Consider the following 23,635-nt stretch of genomic DNA (forward strand, 5'->3'; position numbering starts at 1 on the left):
TTTAATAAATGGATCCACGTCGTGGGTGGGGAAATCCTGCCCACTATCTAAAGAAGGCGTTATTCAAGCGCTCTGGGAGATGACCGAATGGCTACACAGGCAACGGAAAAGGAATATGAAAGACTGGCAAAAAATCATTATGAAATTCTAAAGAAAAAGGGCCTCAACATCACAGCAAAAAACATTGCAGATGAATTGTTGGTTCGCGCTTTAGAATGCAGTCCAGGCTATTGGCGAAAACTGCGCTGTGCACTGGTATATCATCAGCGATTGTTGAATTTTCCCGACGCGGCCGAGCGAATTCAAGCCCTGAGTAGGCCAGACATACCGGTTAAGACAAAACAAAAAAGAGTTAAAAAGATCGAGAATGATGACCTCGTTGCACTGATTCAGTATTTTAAGGCGCGTAATGACAAAGCTATGTTGGCGGCCATGTTGTTGTTTATGCGCGCGGGGATAAGACCTGCTGAACTAGCCACCATAACTGCGCAGGGTAATCGGCTCACCGTTATCGGAGCCAAAAAAAGTCATAATGGCAAACGTGGTGCAGATCGGGTCTTACAGTTTAACACTCTTTCGCCAGAAGAATTGCAACTTATGGTGACCGAGGCAAAGAAAGCAAAAATTGGCTCATTGCAGGACAAGCTGCGTGCGGCGGGCAAAAAACTCTGGCCGACGCGAAAATCGCTGCCGACCTTTTACAGCTGGCGCCATCAGATGGGCTCTGAGCTCAAAGCGTCCGGGCTCGACCGGCAGCGCATTGCCTACATCATGGGTCATCAGGCAACGTCTTCTGTGGACAAATACGGCAATCGTAAATCCGCTAATGGTAACGTGTTACCCACTTGCCCAGCGGATGCTGACCTGAGCCATATCAGGACAACGCACGCCGAGCTTTCTGCGGATAACACAACTTATCGCCAGGTAGCTACACCCACAACAGTGGCTGAGCCTTCGCCGAGCGCAGATTCAACTTCCCCAACAACGCCGAGAGGCATGGCGGCATTCATCAATCGGCATCGCGATGCCGATGACGACTTCTCCCGATAAGGGAGCGGCTACAGGGGGACAGCCTTGCTGCTATCACAGCAGGGCTGGCAAATCCCCCTGCGGCGCAACCGTAAGAACGCCTTCGCCGCAACCGTAAGAACGCAGAGCCAACACAGCGTAAGAACGCGGGGTAAAACATTCTTACGAACGTAAGAATGTGGGTGTGGTGAGAGTAGCGAACCCGGAACCCCCGTAGGTTGCGCAGCGACCGGAGTGGGGTGGAGAACCCATTTTTATGGAGGGTATGAAGCGATTAATATGGCATGACAAAGGAGCCGAATATAGGGGTCAAGGTGGAGTCTGACGAGGCACGAGGAGGAACTACCTTGATGCCTATATATCGGTGACGGTCATCCATATTGATGGCGAAATACCAGACATAAAAAATGTTTAGATGATTATTTGTTATTACACAAAACGCAGCCATAACATCGCTTGGTGCTGATCAATCGAGGGCGTTTACATCACAACCAGTATCTAACCAGCAGAATTTATGACAGCCGAAAAGGCACCATATTGTTTAACAACATAGAGGAAATAGATGAAAATTCTAAACGAAATTTTGGCAATCATTTCAGAACACCCGCGCACCGGATCTAGCAGGGTGCTGGCTGCTGCGTTGGCATCGGCATGTAACACTCAATACACAGTGTCATTGCTCGATGTGTCTGTGAGGCTCGATGAAAGTGGCAGGCGGCTGGTTGAGCGCCTTGCTCGGATCACTCTGGAAGCCGATTATTCGAACGATGCACAGGATCGGGCGCTCCAACGCCTTCGGGCGCTCGGGCTCATTTGCTGATCGAGGACAGACGACCAATGCCACCATTGTTGGTGGCATTTTTATACCTGATTATCCATGCCCTTCATACTGATAGCGCAATATCAGACATAAAAACACTGTATCTGCAACAACACGGGGTAGTTAATTATACATATACGCATGATTAGCTTATGCATATATGTAAACGATGAGACATATCAACATAGTACTAAGTCACCACAATAATATAGGTATGTTTATGAATAATGAAAAACATTATAATTTCAGTCCTGCTGCTGGATTAATTTCCAGCCAGCAACGCCCTAATTGGGTGGTGGATAATCTGATTGAAAAAGGCGAACAGTGGATTATTAATGGCTCGCCCAAAACGGGTAAATCTTTGCTTGCAACGCAGTTGGGCTTGGCTGTAGCCAGCGGTAGTGTATTTTTAAATTGGGAAATTAAAAGGCCAGCGCTCGTATTGTATATGGATTTTGAGGTCAATGACAGATTGTTTTGGCAGCGATACTACACCATGTCGGCACAGACCAACTTGGGAGATGCAAAAAACATTAAAACATTCTTGCGGTGCGGCGATTATAAATCGACTGATGTATTAGATCCTATGGCATCACAGGCAATAATAGATATTGTCAACGACATTCAACCGGATTTGATCATCTGGGATGTCCTCGCTCGGATGCATAATGCAGAGGAAAACAACAATGGCGAAATGGGTCAGGTGATGCGAGCCATTCGAAAAATCAGCGGCTCAGCTGCACACATCATCGTTCATCACGCAAGAAAGGCTTCGCCTAATGCAGGTGGGGTTAAGGCTGGCGTAATGAGCATGCGGGGAGCTTCTTCGATTCATGGTGAGGCCGATGGTGTCATCTCACTGGGGACGCGAGAGGGTCAGGGCGCTCGCTACAACCTGACGTTCAGTGCGAGGGCTGTTGAAACACCTGACGAAATACTCCTTAATCGTATTGGGCTGACATTAGTCAGTGCCATCGGGGAGGAGCGCGACAGGCTGATGGATGGGCTGCTGGAGGCACTGGAAGGCCAGGAGGCGATTTCTGCCACCACATTGACCGAGAGGTTTTGCCAGTATTTCTCTGTAAAAGAACGGCAGGCAAAAAATTACATAAAAAAATGTGTCGATAATGGTTGGGTGACAAGGGTGGCGACATCTGAACGGACTGAATATGTATTAACAGATGGCATTGCTATCACACATTTAGCAGATTCATCCACATCCGCCAATTAATTGGATGCAATAGTGCAATGAACTACATATATATAAGTATTGCATGTGATATATTGCACCCCCTTAACAATCCCCCGGCTCGATGAGGATAAATCTACTCTTATCCTCATCGGTTGACATCTCGAAAATAAGTAGGTATGAAAGCATCAAGTTTAATTTTAAAAAAAATCTAACCCCCCCGTTTGTTTTCAAATAAAAAAGGAATTTTTTCATGAAAACAAAAAAACGGTTTTATTATTTTACTGGCTGGGATTGAACTTCACGCTGCCTCTTTTTCAGTGCACTCTCCTCCTTATCGCCATTTCTAAAAATGCGTCTCATCGGAAGCCGTCTTTACTTTCATAAATTCCACATAGAACTGCGTTCTATGTGAATATATGATCCAGAGTTTAGCAATGCAGGCCGGTCAATAAGAACTCATCTCAGTGTATTAACGGTCAATTCTGAGCTCGTTAGGAGAGACCCGTCGGCCAAGTGGTACGGGTGCATTCAAGATACGAGAAAATTGTACTTATAAGCACCCCAGTTTTTCGGGGGGGGGGATTACCGGTCAAGAACTGTGCAACAAACACCCAAAATGAGCAAAAAAAAAACCAAGAGCAAAATTTGTACAATTATTTTTTCAATAAAAAACTCCTTTAAAATCAATGGCATGATCCAGATTTTTGGCTTGACAGAGGTAATCTCTCGGTTTACCGTGGGCACATCTCTTAGATACCCAATGGCGACTCATGATGGATCAACTATGCGATAGGATTTTGAAATGGCGGGAGAAATTTAAAAATTTCAATATCTCTATTTATACTAATTTTTCGTGGGGCTGGTGATCGGGTTCTGCTCCCGAGTATTCAAATAGGATGATTGTTATATCATCACAACAGCAACCGTTTGCCAATTTCCCCCACTGGACTAATCATGATAATTTTAACTAAAAAGCCTTTCATCGGCCCATTCATCTACCACCTAAACGGCTATATCACCGAGCCCGGATGTGAACTTCCATTTATCGATGAAAGATCCTATAACCAACCCATTTTGCTGGCTAAACATTTCAACCAACTGCGACGTGACAGCGTCGAGGCTGGTTTTAATGCTGGCTGTGGTAGCGCCGACGTTCGACACTGCCTGATCACCCAATTTATCCTGCTGGGTCATCCCGATCTGCCGCATCTCGAGTTTATCCCGCAGCCACCCCGGGAGCAGTGCTATACGCAGCCAGAGGATGGGCATAGATGCCAGAGGCGACTAAGGGCTCGAACATACACCTATCAGGTCAGCGGCTATATCATCGACTCTAGCTATCCAAAGTCCTTCACTGAGCTAATTCGATTGGATGCCCCCCTGTTATCGGGCAAGGATTTTTTCCAGATGACCCAGCATCTGCGTAACCACCTGCTGGGTGCAATCCCAAACTATTCTCATATGAACCCCGGCCTGTTAGTGACCGAGTTCAATTTGCTCCACGATCCGGTTTACGATCTCAGCGATGCGTTTCACTCCACTGTCGCACGGTGTTCGGATGGAATGCTGCGGGATAACGGGATTTGTGTCGCGAGCAGTTAGTCTAGGGAAGGTGCGAACAAGTGGATCGCATCTTCACCACGAGCTCTTTGTCCGCATTTGAAATGCCCATCACTCCAAAACCTAACTTTTTGCCGCAAGTATTCGGCTATTAAGCGCCATTTAGCCTCATTTTCGAGGATTATCTCGATTTTTGGGCACAGCTATCTCATGCCCGTATCATCTGGTCCACGCGAAACAGATTCACCAGCGTAAACAACATCGCCAGTTGGTTGTCGTTCTTGCGCAGCCCCTTGAACCGCGCCTTCACAAAGCCAAACTGACGTTTGATGATCCGAAACGGGGGCTCCACTTTGGCGCGGATGCTTGTTGAGCTCCTTGAGCCTGCCTGGTCGCATCGCAATCGCCCATTGTGCCTTTACATCCGCCAGCTCTTCACGATTTTCCGTACCCCTGATATCGCTGCGTCAGCGAACACAAATGCCTCCTCGCCATGGAGCAGATTTCCCACTTGATTGGGTCATGCTCATTGGCTGCCGTGGTCTCCAGACTGTGCGTCAGGCTACTCTTGGCATCGACACCGATATGAGCCTTCATGCCGAAGTATCATTGATTGCCTTTCTTCTTGGTCTGGTGCATCTCGCCGTCACGCTCGCCACGCTTGTTCTTGGTCGAGCAAGGGGCAGTCTGTTAGTAATCGATTTTTTGCTCATGTAGGTGCATAGAAATCTCAGTTTACACACGTAAAAAAGCCACGGTTTTTTTCCAGAACATCTAAGCTTTTTTTTCATGATCTCATGATTTTTTGGCGAGATTTTTATACTGTTTTTTTTACTTTTTATGTTGGAAATAATTATGTGAAACCCCATTATTTTTTTCCACGAAAATGACTTTTCTCCGTGTGATTTTTTTGATTTTCATTGTTTTAAACTTCTCATTATGGACAGTAAAAAGAGAGCAAAAATCAGTTCATATTTAATGAAAAAATATTTTCGATATTTTTGCTAATTGCTATTGCCATTTGCATGAAATCAACCTAAATTAACTGCAACTAGACGCGCGCTATACATTTATCACTACAAATAGTGAATGTGTTTTGCGTTAACCTATAAGTTTTTATTTGGCAATAAACTCATTGCTTTGGGGTAGGTCTTCAACCTACCAATAGATAAACACAAGTGCTGAAAAATCTTCGTTAATATATGAGGTTGTATTATGATTGAAAAAGTTAATGATGACGTCTGTGCGATTGAATCTGAGGTTATTAATAATGCACTCGTCCATTTGATGGGGGGCATTAACCGGAATGAAAACACCTATGCCCTTGATAAGCATGTGGTGCTCAAAAATAGTAACTATATGTATGAACTTCATGATTTCCCCCCGTTTGTCCTTGTGAATAAGGACATTGCAATGCTTGTTGCAAGAGCATTAGATGATGTGTCTATTAAGACATATTATGATGATCTTGCTGATGCATTTTACAATGATGAGAATGGTAGTACTGTTACTTATGATCAAGTACATTCTGATTGGGCCCGTAGCAACATGCCTAGTTACTATATGCCAGGTGGAGACTACCAATCTGCTGAGAATTTCCTTGCAGAGATGGGGGCTGACAATGTGAATGAATCTACTATTATAGAAAATTACAAAATGGCGATAAATGTACTCTCAAGAGTAAAAGTATAGCCATTATTGATGTTGGTTCGAGCAAAACTAACTATTGAAAGTTAGTCTGGCTTGCTCCATCAATCTTATTGATGTGTAAGAAGTTTGAACATGATATGTATGAGGTTAAAACACCTTCACCAATAACGTGAAATGCACATCTGATGAAAGTAGTAATCTTAAAATAAGCGGGACTGAAAGCGCAGCGCGTTTGCAGTCCCTTTTTATTTGTTAGATTTGGTATAACGCCTCGATTTTTTACGAGGCCAAACATTGTCTATCTAGCATCGATTTTCAGTTAATTTGGCTTGATACATTAGCCCCTTTATTGTCTGCCGTTGCCATCAAGAAAAGGCATTGCCCACCACTGGTTTTCTCCCAATGTGCTCCACTTGTTCGCTCCTTCCCAACGTCGATTCTCAACTGAGCAAAATCGCATCTCTAGAGTCGGGATTTATCTCTTTCCATCGCTTGATTAGTGTTGTCACGCAGGGGTTACCCGCAAGCTGATTCATACGAACCCAATCAACATCTAGCAAATCAGCAAGTAATTCGATGTCCAATTCACCTTGCAAGGTGTGCCATTGTCGGATGCTTGGCTGTCTCATTAACTGAGCTTTTGGAGAGGTTAATCCACCGACAACAAAATACCCCTTTTCTTTGTCGTACCATATGCGTTGAATACCCGGTATGTTACTCATCCAGCGTTTGATGTCGTTTAAAGGCTTATCAAAGTATCGAGATAACAAGGTATCTAAACTACCGCTGATTGATGTGTCCTTTTTCTTACCTCGCCTATCTAACCAACGCTGAATAACCTCTTTTTTTACCTGATAGTAAGTCACCTTTGTTTCATTTTGCTGATGAAGCGAAACTAATTGTTCTTGCCATAATTCAACTAATTCTGGCAGTTCACTTTCAAAGCGCATTGCTGCTTTTTGGCTGGACAGAACGCCATCATCACTCAACTCTTTGACAATATTGATTAATACTTCACTATCTGGCAGCATCCAATCCGTCAACGGATAAGGCCTCTGTTTCTTGGTTAAATCCGTAAGCGCATCTTCCATACCCAGTGGCAATACATTCGTTTGGTCGTAAGATGGATCTTGCATCATAATTGATACTTGTGCGTCCTTATCCTTACTCAAAACAAGCGTAATTCTTGCCGCAAAGCGTCGTTGTTTATCAACTTCCGTACCGTAGTAATCCATTACGACATTCTGACGATAACTATAGGGCCAATTCTCATTCATCAAAGTGAGCAAATCATCTACAGATGTTTCGAAATTGGCCAGGTACTCATTTGTTTTCAAAGTCATACCAGAATCAGTGGGATCGAAGGGGATCAAAACCGGTCTGTCATTTGAAACCGTAAACAAATAACCATCAGTAATGACAATGGTTGATTCGTTTAAACAGGCGTGTTGCAATGGCAAGACTTGAGAAATAGGCTTATCAGAATCAATCAGTAAACGTTTGATCTCTAACTCTTTAAGAACCACTTCAAGCTTTCTAATTATCGCTTCTTTGTATGCCTTGGTATCTAATAAGTCGTAGTTGTAGGTGTAATATCCACCTTCAGACGCAACGTATAGCTTTATCGGGTCATCGTCTCTTTTTGACTCGATTAACAACCCTTTTTCGACTGGGTCTCCCGTTACATCATGAGGATTAACGTTGATATGTTGAACTGCACACCGTCCAACTAACGACTTCGTTAGTGGATAACGATCATCTTCAATACCTTTTTCCTGATCTAGCAGAATCAAAACGCGGTCCGAACGTTCAAGCTTTATCCGTTCAAAGTCATTTGCCGCAGTTCCATCTAGTAAATTCCACGAAACATCGACGTCTTTCTGTGCAATTATAGATTTAAATAAGTCTAAGATTTCTTCACAAGCAACAACGGCATTAACTCTTAGGTCTATAATCTTGATTTCACCGGATATATCGATGCTTGGGAAAGATGACTTAGCCTTATTGGCCTTATGCTTTGTTTTCAACGTCAGCGGTTGGAGATTTAACGTTTTAGCTGAAAGTTCAAAACCATAGTCACGCGCAAAAAGGATAAGCGCATCTTGCACTGGTTTTAACACCATAGGCCAACTTTGCTCAAACCTGGTTGGTGTAGAAAGATCCAGAAACGGACGCTGTTTCCGTGAATTTTTACTCTTTCCAATTTCTTTAAACAGCGTACCTCTCGGTTTTCTTTCATGGCCAGGATACCACCTGACGAGTACCTTATTTTTGTCATAGACCCATAGAGGCTTTTTAATGCGATCTATATCATCGTCATTAGACAACGGTCTTAATGGAACATTGGTATAAAACAGAGCAATTTCAGTGGTATTACCATCATTTAACTGCTGAGTTCTACAATCTAGACTAATCGCATTTACACCGCCAGCCCAGCTATCTACTTTCAATAACGGACAACCTAAACTGTAAGCGCCTTTACAATGACCGCCAAAAGCCCGTAATGATCGCATCATCAGTCGAATCCACACAGGATTTAACACCGGTGAATATTCAACTCGAACTGGATTAATAGGTTGCAACTCAGCGTCTACAATAGACGGAGGACTATCACTTGAACTTTGTAAAGCGACATAGAGACCAAACTGATTACCATTTTTTTTCATTAAATAGGCAAACTGCCGGCTGTCTAGTTCAGCATCAATACGTTCTTCCCAGGCTTTCTTCTCTTTCCACTGATAGTTGTTATTGAGAAGTGGATAGTGATAAACCACAAATTTGTTGGCTTTATCTGCATCAACCTCGCTATTTAAATAAACTAAATGAGACAGCGGCAACTTCCTCAAATCTTTATTCTTATCCATTAACTTTGCTCCTTTATACGCTGCCAAACTATTTTAGAAAACCACTTAAAGCCAGACGTCATTTGATACCCATCGCTCACTAGACAGCCTGGTAAAAACAGGATTGAGGCATTCTCAACTTTTACTGGCTCCAACATTTCAGAGAAGCCAGATAAAGAACAATCTTCACCAGTTAATAGATTCGCGATAACCAAAATGGCATTTTCACCACGGACTTGGCGTATCTTTTCCAACTTTTTAATTAACCCAAAAGGAGAAAAATCAGGATGTTTACCAGAAGCACACCATTGATCAAAGCCTTCATCAGACTGTTCTAGAGCGGCTATAGACCAAAATTTAGCATCAACAAAAACATCCGCGTTTGCTATCTCAAAATCATATAATTCAAACAGCTCATGGTTATAAACATCTTGTTTAGTAAAAAGCTGCTTATCACTAAGCAATGCGCGAATGCCTTCTTCTCCAATACGTCCTTGTAAAATTCGCTGAATAACGACTGGATGAAATGCAAATTGCTCTTCAATGTCATTAGCAGAAGGATGAAATGAAGTTCGAAAACCTTTGCGATTAAACCAATCCGAGATGGCCGGTTGTCGCTTAACTACTTCATAGAGCGCCTGGGGATTATATTTAATCAATCCGGCTGCTCGCTTCGCAAAGAACTGCCAACTTTTCGGGTCATACCATATTTCACCAGTAGCCTTTGACTCTTCCGGTCTTTCAAAACACGCCCAACGACACAAAGGCTCATTTATGCCGAAAGTATTTTTCTGAGGTTTCCATTGAAGATCATGCTGTAATACAGCTCGGCCTAGTTCATACCAAAGCCCTGAAATTTCTTCAATACAACCCTTACCTTGTCGTGCATCTCGGATAGCAGAAACCAACTTGTTATCAATAATATCTACTGCACCAGAGCCATCCTGGGATCGCGTTCTCAACAGCTCAAGAAAGTTGGAAACCGAAGCGTTTTCTGAGTAAACAAGATCATCAATAAGCTGATTGTTAAGGTTTGAAACCCAATTTCGGTTGTTAGTACAAACTGTTAGTTGGCCGTAATTACGAAGATGACCTGCTACATCATCGCTCAAATGAATCGCTACATGAGGCACATATGTCCAAGCACGTTCAATACGACCAACTTGCTGCTGAACATCAGCGGCAAGATTCTTAACGTAGTCATTTGTCCCTTTATAAAGCTTGTTTAGCTCCTGGATTTTAGAGACTGAGTTATTCATCAATGGCATAATGAATTGCCGTTGCTGTTTACGTGAAAACTCTGAGCGCCTGACTAATTTTTCTAAGTTTCTGAGTTGAAAGCCAGCATGAGACATTTCATCATCAGCATCATTACTATCCCATGGTGAAAAGTAAAAGTGCTTACTTTCAATAATAAAAAGCGACGTCAGATCCATCCTTCCTTGAGAGTTAGGCAAGGAGTAATCCAAATTAATACCATTGGTTGCGGATGCGGTTTGTGTCATTACAACGACAATACGACCAGAGTCGAACGCCGCTTGATATGCGTGCTCAAATCCCTCTTTCTTTTGTGCCTCTGCATTTAGTAAGCAAATCATCATAGGCTTACCGTTGACAGTTAAAGGAATAAATACATCGTCAAAAGAAGACAATACTCCGGCCGTTGGTCGCTCCATTTCAAGCCAATCAGCGCTAATTCTGCTGTTTTCTGCGGTATCACTAATCAACCACTTCCTCAGGTATTTAACTGAGTTAACAAAGGCCAAATGCCCTTTATGTTGTGGCTCATTCGATGCTAAACGTAGAACATGTAGTAATTTAAACAGCACAGACTGCCGGTATGCATACTTGTAGTCTGAGTTCTCAGCCTCAAAAAATACTGCATTTAAATGCAGTTTTGCCTCCTGAAAAACTGGAGAATTGATTGCATCATCAAAGTCGTGGATCGCGGTTTTCAGTGCCGAGCGACGCTTTTCCGATTTGTCTTTAACCAATGAGCGGATCACAGCCATTTGTAGCTGCCTATCCTCGCCAGTTTGTAAATATGGAATCGGCTTCTTAAACCAATCTTCGGGGCGCGGCTCAAAACTATCACCCAAAAAACTCTCGTTACATTGTGGATTGCGGGCCTGTGCAACGTAACGCAAAGCGCTTTCAATCCAGCGTATATCAAAATGGCCAATTGCCCTCTCGATATAAGAGGTTGCGGATAACGCAAAAACGAGATTCCGACTAGATAGCGAAACCATTAACCCTTCAGGTGTTGTCGGCAATAGTGCTCGTTTAATCTTGATCCTCAGTGGGTCAATATCTGCTTCGGCTTCATCAGTGGTTAACAGCCAGGTTGTCAGGCCAAACATATTCGTTTGAGTATTTGGCAATAGGTTTGATTTACTCAGCGCCTCTAACTCAGCTAAGCTTGTACGGGGTAAGGAGAATAGCGATAAACTAGGTAAAGCTGTGCTGTAGTATGATGGTCGATAGTCATTAGCGGGGTCGAAAAGTAATCGGTTTAACCTAACAAGATACTCATAGGCTTCGGACTCATCGGTCGCAAACTGTGACAACAATAAACTGAAGCGTCTGATATATTTCTCCATCACCCGCAAAAAATCACCGACATCAACCGATACATCATCGCTTTCACCATGACTTTTTACTTCAAAGCCATAGGGTTTTTGCTGTAACTGCAAAGGTTCACTGGTCACTAAGTGATCTGAGCGAAACAAATATTTCTTTTCGAACGGAGCACCTGATTCATACTGCTTTAAAGGGATTACCAGCGCCCTAGACTGATTGAGATCGACACCTTTACTCGTTAGATCCTCCTCTAAGTCGGCAATAAGCTGTTTAAGCTCACTGTAAAGCTCAGGTATAGGTTCGGCAGTAACAAACTGCATTCGCGCTAATAAGCGCTTACCCCCTTCAAGTAATTGACCAATACACTCTGGCGGTTCTTGCACCATTTGAGACTGTGCGAGTAATGTTTGTAAAATGTCAGCTTGGTAATCAAATTCATCAACAAATACCACCTTACCGGCCAGTTGCCCGCTCGACATCCTGACTTTCTGTTTACCGTCGTAAAATGAAGCAAACATTTTTTGTGTCGTTAACACCAGCAAATGTTGCTTATCATCGTGCCAGGCAATAGCAGGAAAAATTCTGCGCACCCATTTGTTTTCTCTGAATAAGCGAAGCTTTTCTTTTGCTTGCCTCGTGAGTTCATGCGTCTTTCCATGGTGCTTACTGGAATATTTCACTGCCTTCTCTAAGGATGACATACCACCAAGTAGCGAGCGCTCGACAAACCCACACAGTTTTCTTAGTTCCTGCTCTTCTCGTTCGAGTAAGACGCCCATCGAATCAGGACTTTTCTTTTTGTACTCAACATTACGGGCAATGGCTGAAACGTTGTGGCAAGCACGGACGAAAGCCTCTTTATCAGCATTAGAACGAAACACTCCTAAACCATGGATTTCCTCAATGGCCTTATAAGGATCGGGCAAGTCAGATTTTTGAACACCTTGTTCGTGTGGCAGTGCCCGTTGAGAAACGGCACTGACAACAGTTTCATCCTGAGCATAAAGAATACTAACGAGCAGCGGGTTACCTGAGCTATCTTTTGCACTCGTTGCACTTTCATAAATGTCATGCAGGATGTTCCAGCGATGGGTGACCAATATGGCCTGCAACCCTTTGGATTTTATAAATTCAAGGCTCGCTGGAATTTTCCCGTCTGGGCTACGATAAAGAGAACTACTTTTGCCACCGCCTGTTGGACCTTGTAACTGGCAAAAGCCAGCAATAGCATTTTCGTTCTTTGCATTAACCGATAGAGCAAGTGCCTGTTCAATCGTATGCGCAATGATTTGATTATAAGAAGTCGGTATTGGCTGACTCATCTAAATCCTCGTTAACTTGATAATCCTTTGGAGTTTCGCCCCTTTTTTAGAAGGGGCGACAAGGTTGGAGACAACACAACACCAACAAATCACTCATTAATTCAATTCAGGCACGATCTCTTGCGACCAACTGTCTTCCATCAGCATTCTGAAGGACATACCGCCCGACGCTGCTTCCAATGTAAGCTTTCCGGCATCTACCGCCGTCTTGACATGCTCAGTTAAAAGCTCAAACAAACGACGTTTGTACTCAGTGTCGTCGTTGCCTTTTAAATGCTCGCCCTTGGTTTCCAACACCGAGAAACGGTAATTACCTGAGCTAGGCTGTTCGACGCACACCAATAAGTCAGGGTAAACCTTTTGCTTTTGCCACCCTTGCAGGCTGTACTCGCGCTGATTTACCGCAATGCGATGCCACCAATACACTGATCCTTGTTTGTCCAAATACCAGGCTGTGTCTCGCTCTAAATTGTTAAGCTCATTTTGATAGACCTTTTCGAACAGGCTTTTTTCGAGTTCAGATCCATCTTTGCGGCGAAGCACCTGATCATACTTACTGACGTTAACTTCTAAGGTTTGTGCCAGTTCCCAATTTAGCTTTTCATGATCTGAGGCGAGTAGGCGCAGGGAGATATCCCCCTTGTCCAACTTAGACCTGAAGATTTGCTCCGACAATTGAGCAACCTGTTGTTTAATATCGCGCTTCATCTCTTTGAGTAGCTCAAGGCGGTTAGTAAACAACGCCTCCTCAGAAACGCCATTACCACGCAAGATGTCTAACGTCTGCGTTAACACCCGCATGGCTTGCCAAGGGTTTGGAATGACATCGGTGAGCTGCCTTACCATAGACGAGATATCTAGGCCCGCACTGGGGTCAAATTCGATGTTTTCGTGTACTGGATCCGCCAAGTCCAATTCACCTTGGTTATCTTTTGACATTTTGTAGTCGATACGGGCAATCGTGCGCTGTAACTTGTCGTCCACTAACTGGAAGTTCTCTGCGTTCAAATAAGACAGCGACTCCCAATCTAGGTCACCCAGCACATCCCGTTCGTAATCAAACAAGCGGTAGCCTTCTTCATATCCAGCATCACGATGTAAAACCCGAGGCAAGAATATTTTAGGCAAGCTACGAAAACGTTCTCTTCGTAACAACGTTTCTTTGCTTACCACTGTGGCGGGCTTGTTGGCTTCCGAGGCTTTAACCTGATTCGCCACATCCCCCATCCCTTCTTCTTCTAACCCTTGCTTCACACCGGCAACGGCTTCCATCACATCCTGATCAAAGGTATAGACATAACACTCATCTAAGCTTGGTTTTTGTGTCAATCGCGCATGGGGTTGACGTAATACCCGGCCAATCATTTGAGTGATTGCCGTTTTTGCGGTCATTTTAGACAATACGGTTAACACATAAGCAAAGGGGCAATCCCACCCTTCACGCAGCGCATCCTTTGTGATGATGTATTTAACGGGGCACATTTCGCTGAGCAAGTCATCATCACCCAACTCGTCTTTATCAGACGTTTTCAGGCGAATTTCATTTTCATTCACGCCCAGTTTTTCTATTAAATACTCGCGGGCGTCTTCCGCATGCACAAAGGCTGAATCTCGTTGGTCTTTACCTGTACGCTCAACACGGATCAGCATGATGGGGCGAATGTAGCGACCGGTTTCGTTTTGTAGCTGCCCGGCATCCTGTTCAAGCTCAGCCAATTTAGCGTGCGCAAGTGACAAGGTATGCTTCCACTCACTTTTGTCTTCGTTGATTAAGTTGATGGGCAACTTAATCATTTGCTCATCTTTCAAAGCTTGACCAGACACGTTCACCAGCACATTTGAATGATGTTTACCGTTTGCGTTCGGCGTAGCAGAAAGTTCAAGAATAAACTTAGGATTGAAACCACAAAGCGTATCTCTGGCCGTTTCGCTGTATGCCTTGTGGCCTTCATCAACAATAATAATGGGCCGTACTATACGTAACACATTGCCTAAGCTTTGTTTGACTGACACAGAGCCTGGCGCTATGCCTTCTTGCCAACCGTAATCTGAAAGATCGTTACAATCTAAATTGCGAATACTGTTCAGCAATGCCTCATTGGCGGTGGTGTCATCCTCAATCGGGAAGAAGGTGGTAAATCGCCCGCTATCACGGAACATGCGCAAAGTTTCTTTGGATTGACGCGCACTGGATTGCAGCATCAACAGCATAACGCACAGGTTTCCGTCGGTATCCCGCTTGGTAAATGCATCGTTCTTTTCGAGCATTTTCACACGCCCGCCCGAAGCACGCTCTAGCATTTGCCGATACGGATGCTCACGATTGGCCAACTGTTTCCAGGTTTGTTTGTAAATGGCATCCGACGGCACCACCCAGAGCACCATACCAGTCTGTTGCGTAAACAAATCCGTTTGCAGGCGTTCAACGGCAGCTACACCAAGTAAGGTTTTACCACCACCCGTCGGTACTTTCAGGCATACATTAGGAATTGGCCGCTCTAAGCCGTCAAACCTTGTGACATAAGGCGCAGGTACCAAGTGACCGCTTTTGTCTTTAAGTAGGTCGATACGGCGCTCCTGTACCAGCGCTTCCCACGTATCTTTGGCATAATCGGTTAAGCGAGCCTCTTTGCCTTTCATTTTCTGAAAAGCAACAAAATCTTCCGCTTCTTCCTTGGTGTCGGCCAGCTTTTTTAAGTAATAATCAAGCTTATCCAGCACACCATTTTGGTAGTCTTTTAACTCCATGTTACGCCCCCATAATGCGATGGATAGCGTAAGGCAACTGGCAAAACTCAATTTGTTTTTCAGTTAAGTCCTTCTGACTCATAAATTTCGCTACCGCAAAGACAATCGTGCGCTTTTTCGTGGCATTGTTTTTAACAATCGCAGCTACTTTGTCTGCGTTTAATGCCGCTTCATTTGAGCGCAGCCATTCGCTATCTGGACGATAGAACAAATGAATACGGAATAAGTCAGTTTCACCGATAAACCCATCAGCAGAGGCTTTAGCGACCGTTTCTAACGACTGCCCAGTGGCGGTATAAAATACATAACGCGCGAGCGCGTCAAACGACGGCATCGCTTCGCCGGTAAGTAAACTTTCAATTTTAATCGGCTCACCTAAGGTACAATAAGTGAAACTGCCACCAATGCCTGGGGCAAACTCATCCACTTTGCGCTCACCGGTGACAGTCAGCACACCGTCCTTGAGCTCTTTTTTGATTTTGTTGAAATCTTTGGCGTGTTTTGCTTCTATTTCAGCAATTTTATCTAGAAGCTTAGCCTGCTTCTTTTCAAATACCGACCAAGTGATTTTTTCTGAAAGAAGCTCTTGTTTTTGTGTACCTTTGAATTTATAACCTTTGATTACCCCTCGAACACGACTTGCCGTAGTTCGGTCACAATACTCTTCACACTCAATTAGTATAAACTTTCTATTTCCCGAATCATTTTTATTGGCCTCAAGCACAGCATGTGCTGTTGTTCCTGAACCAGCAAAAGAGTCTAAAATTATAGAGTTTTTGTCTGTAGCTATGTCTAGAATCCTTTGAATCAATTGATATGGTTTTGGGGTAAGAAAATCTGTTTCAACATCGCCAAAAATATCTAATAGTGTTTTTTTTGCGTCTTGATTACCTTTAACATCCTTATAAGTCCACCAACTGCGTGCGATAACACCTTTATCTTCATTAGGATCGTAATATGCCTTTTTAGTCGGCATTGCATCGCCTTTTTTACCAAAATAAATTTCGCCAGCATCTCTCTGCTTTATAAATTCAGCTTCAGGTAACGCCCAGTGTCTTCCTTTAGCAGGCTTCACGACCCTCCCAGAAGGAAGAACAACTTCATATCGGTATTTTTCCCGACGTTCACTATCCTCAGTTCGAACATCTAATGGGTATGTTCTCCAAGGACCATTGGGATCATTGTCAGAATTTGTGTAGCGCCCAACCTGCTCTTCATTTTTAGCAAGATAATTCCAGCCATGCTCGGTAAAAGATGAAGTCTTTGAATAGATCAGCACATAATCATGATCGGTACTTATGACTCTCCCATTACTTTTAGGTGTATAGGTTTTTTCCCAAGCACAACAAGCAACAAAATTTTCCTCACCAAATATTTCATCAAAAAGCATCCTTGCTCGATGTATCTCGTTATCATCAAGAGTCATCCAGATACTTCCTTCATCTGCCAATAACTCCCTCAAAAGAGTTAATCTAGGCCACATCATACATAACCACTTGTCATGACGCTCCATGTCCTCTTTATCTACAGGGTTAGCAGATTTTTTAAGCCACTCTTGCATTAGTGGTGAACGCACATTGTCGTTATAACACCAGCCTTCATTACCGGTGTTGTAAGGAGGGTCGATAAAAATGCAGTCTACTTTACCGGCATGAGTCGGCAGTAACGCCTTGAGGGCTTCGAGGTTATCGCCATGGATGATGAGGTTGTCATCCAGTGAGGCCGCCTTGCCTTCTTGCGGTAACGATTTATCGGCAACCACTTTTAGTTCACGAAACGGCACACTCAGGTGGTGTGAATATACAAACTGCTTACCTTTAAAATCCAACGTTGGCATAGGTATTCCTTAAATTCTTCATTAATTCTAATGATTAATCTCTAGTAATAAAAAGTGTTGCCTGGGTTGTGCTCATCGTCTAAGTGACATAACCCGGCGCAATTGCGAGGTTTTGTACCCCATAAAGCGCGGCACGATTGTTCAATACCAGTTGGCATTGACTGCTTGATAAGCAAGCGGTCTCGGAACAATCGACATTCCAAAGCCTGAGCAAATACCCCGCAGTTGCAGCTCTGATCTCAACCTTCAGTACGCCACCCGCCATGCCATAGTCCAGCTCAATCGCTTCACTGTGCGCTATGCGTGGGTGCGGCACTAACTCCAGCTCTACGAATCGGTTCCACTGTCGATCTTGGGTTTCGAGCTCACTTTCTTTGATAACAGAAGGCGATAAGGTTGAATCTTCAAGCACAGCAGCGGTTTTAATTCGGGTCAGTACAAAGTCACGGAATTCACTACGCTTGCGGTCAAAACCACGAACGTGCCAACGCAGACCATTATCCACCAGCGTATGAGGCACAATTTCACGGGTTGTTTCACCGCTTGATAGCGATACATAGGTGATACGCAAGGCTTTGCCTTTGTGTATGGCCTCGGTGACTTTCGCCACTATCGATAAACTCGGTTTGTTAAGGTGATAAGGTGCTTCACACGCAAGAGGTGGTTTTACCTTGCCTGTGAAGCCATCGCCATACCCTTGGCTAATCGTCGCCAGTGTTCGAACGATGTCATAGTCGAACAAGGGTTCAAATGCTTCACCACGCTTATGCAGCTTGAGCTTTGGGTCATACTCAATGTTGTTTGGTGCAAGCTCTCGGTACATTGTGAAGTCTTTCGTGGCCTGAGCGGCGGCTATGCTGAAGCGATCGACTAAATCCGCCCGAACCGCTTCTCCTTTAAACAGTAAGGTGAAATCGATGTGAGCAATGCGATCTCTGGTTGCTTGGGGCAACTGTGCTATCTGCGAAGACCTATCTGGTTTCGCTACCGTTTGTTTTAAACCATCATTTGTCATGCGTCTTGCTCATCCAATTCAACCAGTTTCTTAAAACTCTGTTTATCAAGCAGTGACCGACATCGCGTAATCACATTGAACAGTGTCGCTCAACGCAGCTCTTCATCCGCAATGACTTAGCAATCTCTACTGGGTGAAGCAGGACCGATAGCCATGAAACACTGAATAGGCTTTAACCTAATCAATTTTATTAGGTGTCATCGTATCACAAGTTATTTTGTAGGGAAGACTAAGCGACAACTTTTTGATCTTGATTGCTATTGTCGCTCAGGTATCGGCATGAAGACCTTGTTTTGTGCCATTGCTGATAGCCGCTATCAATGTGCTAACCGAACCAGTGGCACGAGGATGTTACTGATTTGAGATACACCTTTCCTGAGTCTGTAGATATCAGGGCACGTCGACTCTCTCGAACGCGCCTGGCAACTTCTGCCAGTACAGATCAGTTATCACCTGACACTAGCCTTAAATTGGTGCGAGATTCCGCTTTAGTTTAGGACGCCGTGCTCGATGCGCCCGATAAGATCGAGCACGGCCTGGATGTGTTCTGGACTATCCTGGTAGTCAACCGGACGCCTGCCCCCAAGTGCTATCGCAGGTTTCTGCAACCATCGTAGTGCACGTGATGCATTACCATCATGTAATGCTATGGCCGCAGCCATTACTGCGGGTGCTACTGGTGGATCTTGACTAATGAGTGGATGCCGAGCTGGATCCTGAATACTGGCCAGATGTAGATCAATGTCCAGATCAGGCCACCGTACTCCGTCATCCCCTAACGGCTCAACGCTAAACACCGATGCTACTGGAGCTCCGCTAAACCACGGAAAATGTCTAAATTCCAAAAAATGCTTTTTTCCGTCCGCGTACAACCACAGTCCCAGTGGCTCAATGCTCAAAACAGCTATCGTTTGGTCCATTGTTTTGCTCCCCAATTCTACCTGGCGTCAGGCATCCTATATAAAGAAACCAATCTGACGGTGGCCAATCACACATGCCCATAGTCGATTGGCTTCTCACTATACCTGTAAAACCCATCCCATTTTGAGTCCCTCTATCAATGATGTGTCAATTTGAGCCTATAACTGGTATTTCTACCGCCGCCACTTGACCCTTTTTCTAGGCAGTTTTTTTCAAGTAGCTCAGTAAGATGGCGTGTCGCAGTTGATTTGCTCACCTGAGCAATTTTTTGATACTGGCTGGCACTAATGCACGGTAGGCCGCCCTGTATGTAACCGTCTAACAAATGGTTCAGGATCTGGATTTGTTCTGTGAACAACTGGTCGCTAGCGTGTTGCTGCCAGAAACGGTTCCGGGCCAGAGTATGGGAGCATGATTGTTGGGCCTGTTCCAGCGTGACGTTGAGTGTGTCCAAAAACCAAACCAGCCACTCTGTGACATCCACGCCTCCTCTCTGAGTCTGCTCCAGAGCGCGATAGTAATCGGCTCGGTGTTCGAAAATCACGGTCGACATTGCATACAGAGTGATGCTCTGGTTGTCGGCCTGAGAGAGTGCAAGATCGGTGAGGGCTCGGGTGATTCTCCCATTACCGTCATCAAACGGATGCAAAGTGACAAACCATATGTGGCTGATGGCGGCCCTTAGTAATGGGTCTAGGCAGGGGTCATCGAGACTGGTTCTGAACCATTCGATGAAAGTGGCCAATTCCTGCTCCAGCCCCTCTCGTGGTGGGGCTTCGAAATGCACGATGAGTCGATCACGTGCTCCGGATATCACCTGCATCGGCTCATCACCACGCAGCTGGCCAACGCGTATCTGATGCGATCTCCGGTCATCAGCGGGGAAAAGCCAGCGGTGCCATTGCAGCAAGCGTTCCAGCGTCAACTGCTCATCGGTGTTATAGATTGCATCAACAATCATGGCCGCCAATCCATCAGAGCGATCTGAGGTGGGGTAAGGTGCCTGTTCCGATATGTCAAGGTGACGAGCCAGCGATGTACGTAATGATTGCCCATTAAGTCGTTGATTCTCGATGGCCGATGAAGCAATAAGATTGGCAAGTAGCGTATCAAGCACATGTGACTGATGCGCTGGTTTTGTGCTGTGGGCTGATAAGTGAAGGCCCTGGAGTAGTCCCAGATTGCGGTACACCATGCGTAGCCGTGGCAGTAACGGCTTATCTTTCCAGCAAAAATTTGGCCACTCATCGTGTTGCCAGATCCAGTTTGCTGCCATCGATAACCTCGTTGATTCTGTGTCGCGGGCAAGTAGTGCAATGCCACAACCGAGCCGAATCGACATCACATTCGGCTCGTGATATGAGTCGATAATAACCGTCAATCGGCTCATGACACAACCAGCGCCATTGAAAGAACCCGCTGGGGGTGTCGTTTGTCGGAGGATGCTGCACAATAAGTGACTGACCGGACAAATGGAGCTGCAAGATATGAAAATTATGGCAATAAAAGAGGTAGAGGTAGTCAGCGATGTCCGCTGTGATGTCTGTGAAGAGAGCTGCCAAACCGACTGTTCAAATATCTCGTTTGGAACATTGAGTGCCCAATGGGGCTATGGCTCTCAGCACGATGGTGAACAGTACGAGGTCCACCTGTGTGAGAGCTGCTTTTTTCAAGTCATCGCAAATATGAAAGAGGAGCGGCGTGGGGCAATGATGTTTTCAGAAAAAGGTTATGAGCTAGAACCTGATTTTGGGTTAGTCAGTCGGAACCTGGAGCTTATCTGACCCCATACAACACAGATTTTTTGTGTTAAGCAAAGGTGTTTCTCCAAGGGCCTCTTGATCGGTCAGATAGGAGCTACAACGCAGTCAATTGCCACAACCTATGTGGTTGACATTTCATTAATTTTCTATATAAAAGTACGATAAGTCTCATAGCAATTACCTGAGACAATCACGCTGCTTTTATTGCGACAAATCATAGCGTAAGTTATTGAAATTGAAGGTTATATTTGTGCTGTGAAGTACGAGCACGAGGGTTCGAATCCCTCCCTCACCGCCAAATTTAAAAAAACCGACCTCAGGGTCGGTTTTTGGCTTTCCGGCAAACACCTATGTCGACAAGTGAGCCAGAGCCACGCACTGGCAGATCATCCACGCACTCATCCCCCGGTTTGCAAAGCACTGATGGAACATCACTGCTTTTCGTATTGCCAGCTCCCGCCCCCTACCTTGCTTTTGTGATTGCCCCACCCGACAAGCGTTCCTTCCAGTCACAACAGGAGCAACAAGATGATTGCAATGCCATCTTATGGCCGCAACACGCCTTCTTTTATGGACGTTACCCAGCGCCCATTAATTGCTCAGCGATTGGATTTCATTTTGAAAAACTGATACTTAAGTAGCTACACTAGCCATTATCAACATGCAGGGACGTGTAAAAAATGAGCTTGATTGGCTTGGTACTGGCGTTGATCGCCATCCTTGGCGGCAACATGATCGAGGGGGGGCACCCCAGTGCACTGCTCGATCTGCCCGCATTCCTCATTGTGATCGGTGGCACCATAGGTGCTGCGCTGACCCAGTTCCCTTTCTCCGTCGTCGGCAGCACCATGAAGCGTTTCAAATGGCTGCTCTCCCCCCTCAAGCTCGACATGCATGAACAGGCCCAGTTGCTGGAGACCCTGGCAGGCAACGCCCGCCGCAGCGGCATGCTGGCGCTGGAAGGGATGATCGACGAGATCAAGGATCCTTTCCTGAAGAAAGGGGTGCAGATGATGGTTGATGGTTACGAGAAAACCAAGATACACGAGGTGCTGGAGAACGAGATCGAGTTCGAGCAGGAAGATCTCGAACAGACGGTCAAATTCTATGAAGCCATGGGCGGCTACTGCCCGACCATGGGGATCGTCGGGGCGGTATTTGGCCTGATCCACGCCATGGGTCTGCTGGATGCTCCCGACAAGCTGGGCAGCGCCATCGCGGTGGCCTTTATCGCCACCATCTACGGGGTATCCGCCGCCAACCTGATCTTCTTGCCGTTCGGCAACCGTTACAAAGGGTTTGCCCACCAGATCCGCCACTACAAGGAGATGACCCTGACCGGCATTCTCTGCATCGTGGATGGCGAGTCCCAAGCGCGCCTGCAAGTTACCCTCGCACCTTATCTGGGAGGTCACGGTGGCCAAAAAGAAAAAGGCTGAAGCACCGGAGAACCATGAACGCTGGCTGGTCTCCTATGCCGACTTCATGACCCTGCTGTTCGCCCTGTTTGTGGTGCTCTACTCCTTTGCCATGGCCAAGCAGTCCGAAACCCGGGTGCTTATCCAGGGCTTTATCGAGTCGCTGGGTAAAATCGGCCTCATCTCCCCGCCTGCCGGCTCACCTTTGATGCAGGGGGGCACAGGGATTCTCGAGCCGGAATCAAAAACTACGCCGAGCAGCCCGAAAGAGGAGACTGTGCTGGAGAAAGATGCCCCCATGGCGGCATCGGACCCCTTCAACGAGACCATAGGTGCCTCTGAAAAACCGAGCGCCACCGAAGCCTGGCCCCACAAGACCCGGGAGCAGGAGTGGGTGCAGGTGACCAAGCAGAAGCTGGAGCAGCAGCTCAAGGCCCAGATTGAATCGAAGGATCTGGAGGTCGAGCAGCTTGGCAGTCAGCTGGTGATCCGCATCGGCGAGAAGGCGCTGTTCCCCGCCGATTCGGCGTTCCTGCAGCCCCAGTTCATCCCGCTGGTCAACAAGATCGCAGGCATTCTGGCCAATATCCCGGGGCAGGTAGTGGTCACCGGTCATACCGACAACTCCCAGGCGCCGGTGGAGCTTTATCGCAATAACTGGGAGCTCTCGGTGCTGCGGGCCTCTTCCATCGTGCAGACCATGCTGACCAACCCCCAGCTGGATGCCAGACGAGTCATCGCTCAGGGGGTTGCCGACACTCAACCCCGCTTTGCCAATGACACCCCTGAACATCGCCAGGCGAATCGCCGGGTCGATATCACCCTCTCTCAAGGCAAGGCCGCAGAAGAGTCGCTGCAACTGCTCAAGCCCTGATCCCCCCGCTCCTGCCTCGCGCGGGAGCCCCTTTCTAAAAACAAATAACTCAATAATATCAAC

At 45.7% G+C, this 23,635-nt stretch carries 14 protein-coding genes and 1 pseudogene; 7 read left to right on the forward strand and 8 right to left on the reverse strand.

Translation table 11 applies throughout. From position 1 onward, the window contains the following. The first annotated feature begins 87 nt into the window (after nucleotides 1-87). The 3 genes from I6L46_RS08440 to I6L46_RS08450 all read left to right on the forward strand — a co-directional run bounded on the left by I6L46_RS08440 (nucleotide 88) and on the right by I6L46_RS08450 (nucleotide 4,643). Nucleotides 88-1,050, forward strand: a complete 963-nt coding sequence (locus tag I6L46_RS08440; RefSeq protein ID WP_216977872.1) for a site-specific integrase — start codon at nucleotides 88-90, stop codon at nucleotides 1,048-1,050. Between the two features lie 1,019 nt (nucleotides 1,051-2,069). Next, a complete protein-coding gene (locus tag I6L46_RS08445; RefSeq protein ID WP_041994706.1) occupies nucleotides 2,070-3,080 on the forward strand; it encodes an AAA family ATPase in 1,011 nt (336 codons plus the stop codon). Nucleotides 3,081-3,995: 915 nt separating this feature from the next. Further along, nucleotides 3,996-4,643 carry a hypothetical protein gene (locus I6L46_RS08450; RefSeq protein ID WP_216977873.1) on the forward strand — a complete coding sequence of 216 codons (648 nt, stop codon included), beginning with the start codon at nucleotides 3,996-3,998 and terminating at the stop codon, nucleotides 4,641-4,643. A gap of 166 nt (nucleotides 4,644-4,809) precedes the next feature. Here the strand turns inward: I6L46_RS08450 and I6L46_RS08455 are convergent. Then, nucleotides 4,810-5,285 (reverse strand): annotated as a pseudogene (locus I6L46_RS08455) (transposase); the annotation flags it as partial. Between the two features lie 531 nt (nucleotides 5,286-5,816). Between I6L46_RS08455 and I6L46_RS08460 the strand changes: the two are divergent. Next, on the forward strand, nucleotides 5,817-6,293 hold the full coding sequence (locus tag I6L46_RS08460; RefSeq protein ID WP_216977874.1) for a hypothetical protein: 477 nt from the start codon (nucleotides 5,817-5,819) through the stop codon (nucleotides 6,291-6,293). A 398-nt stretch (nucleotides 6,294-6,691) separates the two neighbouring features. On the opposite strand, the gene I6L46_RS08465 is transcribed toward I6L46_RS08460, so the two are convergent. From I6L46_RS08465 to I6L46_RS08495, 7 genes are all read right to left on the reverse strand, one after another. Further along, complete coding sequence (locus I6L46_RS08465) at nucleotides 6,692-9,115, reverse strand: hypothetical protein (protein WP_216977875.1); 2,424 nt, start codon at nucleotides 9,113-9,115, stop codon at nucleotides 6,692-6,694. Beyond that, complete coding sequence (locus I6L46_RS08470) at nucleotides 9,115-12,996, reverse strand: hypothetical protein (RefSeq protein ID WP_216977876.1); 3,882 nt, start codon at nucleotides 12,994-12,996, stop codon at nucleotides 9,115-9,117. Before I6L46_RS08470 ends, I6L46_RS08465 begins: the two co-directional genes overlap by 1 nt. Nucleotides 12,997-13,092: 96 nt before the next feature. Further along, the gene (locus I6L46_RS08475) at nucleotides 13,093-15,744 is read right to left on the reverse strand and encodes a DEAD/DEAH box helicase (RefSeq protein WP_216977877.1); all 2,652 of its coding nucleotides are present in this window, start codon (nucleotides 15,742-15,744) and stop codon (nucleotides 13,093-13,095) included. A gap of 1 nt (nucleotide 15,745) precedes the next feature. Then, nucleotides 15,746-17,581 carry a site-specific DNA-methyltransferase gene (locus I6L46_RS08480; RefSeq protein ID WP_216977878.1) on the reverse strand — a complete coding sequence of 612 codons (1,836 nt, stop codon included), beginning with the start codon at nucleotides 17,579-17,581 and terminating at the stop codon, nucleotides 15,746-15,748. A 79-nt stretch (nucleotides 17,582-17,660) separates the two neighbouring features. Then, nucleotides 17,661-18,596, reverse strand: coding sequence for a WYL domain-containing protein (locus tag I6L46_RS08485; protein ID WP_216977879.1), 936 nt, complete (start codon nucleotides 18,594-18,596; stop codon nucleotides 17,661-17,663). A 488-nt stretch (nucleotides 18,597-19,084) separates the two neighbouring features. Continuing rightward, complete coding sequence (locus I6L46_RS20820) at nucleotides 19,085-19,516, reverse strand: antitoxin Xre/MbcA/ParS toxin-binding domain-containing protein (RefSeq protein WP_125609425.1); 432 nt, start codon at nucleotides 19,514-19,516, stop codon at nucleotides 19,085-19,087. 137 nt (nucleotides 19,517-19,653) lie between these two features. After that, nucleotides 19,654-20,907, reverse strand: a complete 1,254-nt coding sequence (locus I6L46_RS08495) for a Fic family protein (RefSeq protein ID WP_254203146.1) — start codon at nucleotides 20,905-20,907, stop codon at nucleotides 19,654-19,656. A 97-nt stretch (nucleotides 20,908-21,004) separates the two neighbouring features. On the opposite strand from I6L46_RS08495, the gene I6L46_RS08500 reads away from it, so the two are divergent. The 3 genes from I6L46_RS08500 to I6L46_RS08510 all read left to right on the forward strand — a co-directional run bounded on the left by I6L46_RS08500 (nucleotide 21,005) and on the right by I6L46_RS08510 (nucleotide 23,572). Further along, a complete protein-coding gene (locus tag I6L46_RS08500; protein ID WP_111913728.1) occupies nucleotides 21,005-21,301 on the forward strand; it encodes a hypothetical protein in 297 nt (98 codons plus the stop codon). A gap of 659 nt (nucleotides 21,302-21,960) precedes the next feature. Further along, on the forward strand, nucleotides 21,961-22,719 hold the full coding sequence (locus tag I6L46_RS08505) for a flagellar motor protein (protein WP_216977880.1): 759 nt from the start codon (nucleotides 21,961-21,963) through the stop codon (nucleotides 22,717-22,719). Further along, nucleotides 22,697-23,572 carry a flagellar motor protein MotB gene (locus tag I6L46_RS08510; RefSeq protein WP_005337213.1) on the forward strand — a complete coding sequence of 292 codons (876 nt, stop codon included), beginning with the start codon at nucleotides 22,697-22,699 and terminating at the stop codon, nucleotides 23,570-23,572. Before I6L46_RS08505 ends, I6L46_RS08510 begins: the two co-directional genes overlap by 23 nt. Nucleotides 23,573-23,635: the final 63 nt, after the last annotated feature.

It is taken from the genome of Aeromonas sp. FDAARGOS 1416 (assembly GCF_019048085.1).
Lineage (GTDB): Bacteria > Pseudomonadota > Gammaproteobacteria > Enterobacterales > Aeromonadaceae > Aeromonas > Aeromonas veronii.